Annotated in this window: 6 protein-coding genes; 1 reads left to right on the top strand and 5 read right to left on the bottom strand. The window is 67.7% G+C overall.

Annotation, left to right across the window (positions count from 1 at the left end):
- Positions 1-717: 717 nt before the first annotated feature.
- The 3 genes from EUA06_RS22145 to EUA06_RS22155 form a co-directional block, all read right to left on the bottom strand.
- Entirely contained in the window at positions 718-1,191 is a 474-nt protein-coding gene (locus EUA06_RS22145) for a VOC family protein (RefSeq protein WP_207208496.1), read from the bottom strand.
- Between the two features lie 69 nt (positions 1,192-1,260).
- Positions 1,261-1,743, bottom strand: coding sequence for a luciferase domain-containing protein (locus EUA06_RS22150; RefSeq protein WP_129479851.1), 483 nt, complete (start codon positions 1,741-1,743; stop codon positions 1,261-1,263).
- Positions 1,740-2,156, bottom strand: a complete 417-nt coding sequence (locus EUA06_RS22155) for a DoxX family protein (RefSeq protein WP_129479853.1) — start codon at positions 2,154-2,156, stop codon at positions 1,740-1,742. The genes EUA06_RS22150 and EUA06_RS22155 overlap by 4 nt, the downstream gene beginning before the upstream one ends.
- Positions 2,157-2,276: 120 nt before the next feature.
- Between EUA06_RS22155 and EUA06_RS22160 the strand changes: the two genes are divergently transcribed.
- Positions 2,277-2,648, top strand: coding sequence for a winged helix-turn-helix transcriptional regulator (locus tag EUA06_RS22160; protein ID WP_207208497.1), 372 nt, complete (start codon positions 2,277-2,279; stop codon positions 2,646-2,648).
- 191 nt (positions 2,649-2,839) lie between these two features.
- On the opposite strand, the gene EUA06_RS22165 is transcribed toward EUA06_RS22160, so the two are convergent.
- Together EUA06_RS22165 and EUA06_RS22840 are read right to left on the bottom strand one after the other, a co-directional pair.
- The gene (locus tag EUA06_RS22165; protein ID WP_129479855.1) at positions 2,840-3,229 is read right to left on the bottom strand and encodes a hypothetical protein; all 390 of its coding nucleotides are present in this window, start codon (positions 3,227-3,229) and stop codon (positions 2,840-2,842) included.
- A 32-nt stretch (positions 3,230-3,261) separates the two neighbouring features.
- Positions 3,262-3,555: hypothetical protein (locus tag EUA06_RS22840; protein WP_207208498.1), on the bottom strand; the 294-nt coding region annotated here is incomplete at its 5' end.

The following is a 3,555-nucleotide window of genomic DNA, read 5'->3' on the forward strand; positions in this document are numbered from 1 at the left end:
CTTCAACTCAAGCAGGTTGTCTGGAACAACTCAAGAATTCGACACATCGGCACGTCGGAAGTGCCTGCGTCTTCGAAACGTCGGGCGCGCAAGCGCCAGCATCGATTCGCCGCACGCGGATCCGCTTACGAGACGTGCCCATGTCCTTGGATGCCCAGATCCTGGGTGAGTTCAGGCCCCGATGCGATCGACGCTGCGGGCGTGTGTGACGTCACGACTGCGGCGCTGTTCTGGTCGGGCGCAAAGCCGGCGAAGGAGCGGAAGCCTCAGGGGCCGCCGTTTTGCCACACCACGCGGTCGCCGGCCGGGGGCTGAGGAGGAGCCAGCAGAGCCCGGCTTGGATTCGCGCCGCCAGTCTGGCTTCAGGCCGCTCAAGACGAGGGCCTCGCCGAGAACTCCAGGTAGCGGCTGCAGGCAGGCGGCCAGGAAACTCAGCATGTCGTCGGCGTTGGACCGCGCGCTGCCGGCCGCGGGCATGAGGTCCTTCAACGGTGGACGGGGCCGACCGTGCCTGGGCTGAGTGACCGGGGAGCAGCCGGTGCGTGTTGGTCGCCGACACGGTGACCGATGTGTCGCACGTTCGGAGCGGAGCCAGGACCCGTTCGGTCAGCAGTTGCTGGACGAGGCAGGCACGTCGCATGCTCGACCACGCGTGGGCAGGACTGTGGGCTGGTGGCAACCGCTGCCGCTTGCACCGATCCCGGCGTCCACGGAATGTCAAAGACGCAAGGGACGGATCGGGGCGAAGACCAACGATGGGTCGGCGAGCCATTCCTCGGTCGCCATCACATCGACGTAGAGCTCGATCTCGTGCCCGTCCGGGTCGGCGATGTAGAGCGAGTGGGTGACCGTGTGGTCGCTGGCCCCGTGGATGTGCACCCCGTGCTGGCTCAGGTGACGCATGACCTCGCGCAGGTCGTCGTCGTTGTCACCGACTTTCAGGCCGAAGTGGTACAGGCCCACTCGGCGTCCCGGGGGCATCGGCGCCGCGGCCGAGCCAACCTCGATCAGCAGCAGCTCGTGGTGGGTGCGTCCGGAGGAGAACGCCGCCGCCGGGACCAGCAGTGGGACCTCCCCGCGGATCTCGTTCCAACCGAGCACATCTCGGTAGAACCGGCGGGAGCGCTCCAGGTCGCGGACATAGAGCACCAGGTGGCCGAGCTCGTGGATGCGCATGATGGTCGACTCCATCTTCGTCAGACTGGTCCCCCGGACTGGCCCGGATGCCGGGTCAGAGCGGCACTCTGGCAGCACGGCTGGTCAGGCCGGGGCGTTGGTGGCGTACTCGAAGGCGGCCGTCACGATCTGGGCGACCAGCTCTGCCTCCTCCTCGTCGCGGGGTGCGTAGACCATCACCGCGCCCGAGGTGATCAGGCCGCGGCGGGCGACCGGGTGCTGCTCTGCCCACCCTGCCTCGATCACGTGGGAGGCGACGTCGGGCGGCAGCACCAGGTGCAGGGAGTGGTCCGGGGCGGGGTGCAGGTGAGCGAACTCGGTGCCGATCATGAAGGCCCCGGGCGGGCCCTGTGCGTCGTCTGCCGGCAGGGTCAGGGCGCGCGCTCCGGGGACCGAGATCATGCTGGGCCGCCAGACGACGCCGGGCAACTGGGCGAGCCGCTCCTCCAGGAGGCGGCGCGGCCGGTCGTCGTCGGGTTGTTGATCGAGCTGGGTGTGCGGGTTGCTCAACGTGGCCCGCGGCCTGACGCCCTTGCGGGCAGGCAGGTCGGTCAGCGAGCCGGTCACAGCGTGAACAGGGGGCCGAGGACCACCAGGCCCAGGTCGTTGCCTTCGGCGGCGAAGAAAGCGAACAGAGCCAGCGCGGCGCCCGCCAAGGACAGGTCCTTGAGGAACTGCGTCTGTTCGTTGGCCTTGCTCGCCGCGTCGGTCTCGCGCCAGAAGCCGTGCATCAGTACCGCCGTCGGCACCAGGAAGGCGACTAGCAGCAGGGTCCCGAGGTCCGGCCAGACCCCGATGGCCACCATGAGACCGCCCAGAATGACCACCGCACCAGAGAGGGGCACCATCAGTTTGGCTGCCGGCACGCCCTTGCTCGCCGCGTAGCCGGTCATCATCTCCCGCTGGGCGAAGTGGCCCATCCCGGCGCCCAGAAACAGGAGAGCGAACAAGATCCGGCCGACGAGGACCAGAACGTCCATGAGAGCTCCTCGTACGCGAAGTCTTACTTACTCTTTGTAAGTTACCCAAGGAGTACCATGCCGAGAATGGCGCTGGCAAGAGTCAAGGTCCGGCGACTCGTGGGCGGGGAGGTTGTCTGCATGGACGAGACACATGGCTACTGTCCGGTCTTCCACCGCGCGGTCGAGCTGATCGGGCGGCGCTGGAATGGCCCGATCATCCGCGCACTGCTCGACGGAGCCGACCGCTTCGGCGAGATCCGCTCGAGAATCCCCGGGCTCACCGATCGGCTCCTCGCGCAGCGGCTCCGCGAGCTCGAGCGCGAGGGCGTGGTGGAACGCGCCTCCTCCTTCGCGACCACCGTGCCGCACTACACGCTGACGACCAAGGGCCACTCCTTGGCGCCGGTGATCGAGTCCATTGCCCAGTGGGCTGCGGCCTGGGAGCCCACTGGGTCCGACCCGGTCGGCGCAGGGACCCCTGACCGGCGCCGGCCCGTTCGCGCTTCTTGAGCGTCCCGCGGCGCAGGACGTCGGTCGCCAGATCCAGATGTACCGCAGTCGGAACCTTGAGGGACCGCCTTCGTCGGCGCGACGGCGAGCGAGCACCGGCGTTCCGCTCAGGTGTCGAATGCGGGACAGCGGCACCGATAGCGGATCCCGCTGTGGTACGGCGCACCGCTCGAGGCTCGTCGCATCCGTCGTCAGCGCACCGGCCGCGTCGTCGCACGGGACTTCTCCCGCAAGTCCTCACCGGGAACCGCCCAGTGCCAGGCCCACGTCAGGGACCCGCCGTCCCAGCCTGCGTGAATCTCCATGGGAAACGGGGCACCATCAGCGACGTACTGTCCAGTCGCTGACATCCGGAAGGTGACCACGTCGGGGAACTCGCCGGCGGTGACGTGCAGAGCTGATGACGTCACGATGGTGTGTTCGACGTGCTGGAGACCGTCGAGACCGACGGCTTCGTAGTCGAGGCTCAGCGCGTGTTCGGTCAACCTCCGAACCTCGATGCGGCACTGACAGTCACCGCTCTCCTCCCCGCTCACCGTTCCGCGGTAGAGCCCCGGAGGGAGTGCCGTCAAGTCGACCATGACCCGATTGCACCACGACTGCTGGGACCACGTCATGACAGACGCTCACACCTCGATGCGGCGCGTTTTGGCGGTAGGAGAACAGCGCGCCTCGGCTTCTCGGCGATGTGCGGGCGCCTCACCGAATGACGGACGCCCCGATTGCCGATCGGCTCGCGGAGCGTGCCAGTACCCGATCCCGCACCGGCACGCTCCGCGAGCCCATGCCGCGTGCGGCGAATCGATGCATGGCGCTTGAACGCCCGACGTTGCGAAGACGCAGGCACTTCCGGCGTGCCGATCTGCCGAATTCTTGAGTTGTTCCAGACAATCTGCTTGAGTTCAGT

The organism is Nocardioides glacieisoli (genome assembly GCF_004137245.1).
Lineage (GTDB): Bacteria > Actinomycetota > Actinomycetes > Propionibacteriales > Nocardioidaceae > Nocardioides > Nocardioides glacieisoli.

What these genes read in the sequence shown, in the direction of transcription:
- EUA06_RS22160 (WP_207208497.1), top strand. Translation starts at nt 2,277, where the DNA reads ATGGACGAGACACATGGCTACTGTCCGGTCTTCCACCGCGCGGTCGAG.
- EUA06_RS22145 (WP_207208496.1), bottom strand. Translation starts at nt 1,191, where the DNA reads ATGGAGTCGACCATCATGCGCATCCACGAGCTCGGCCACCTGGTGCTC.
- EUA06_RS22155 (WP_129479853.1), bottom strand. Translation starts at nt 2,156, where the DNA reads ATGGACGTTCTGGTCCTCGTCGGCCGGATCTTGTTCGCTCTCCTGTTT.
- EUA06_RS22165 (WP_129479855.1), bottom strand. Translation starts at nt 3,229, where the DNA reads ATGGTCGACTTGACGGCACTCCCTCCGGGGCTCTACCGCGGAACGGTG.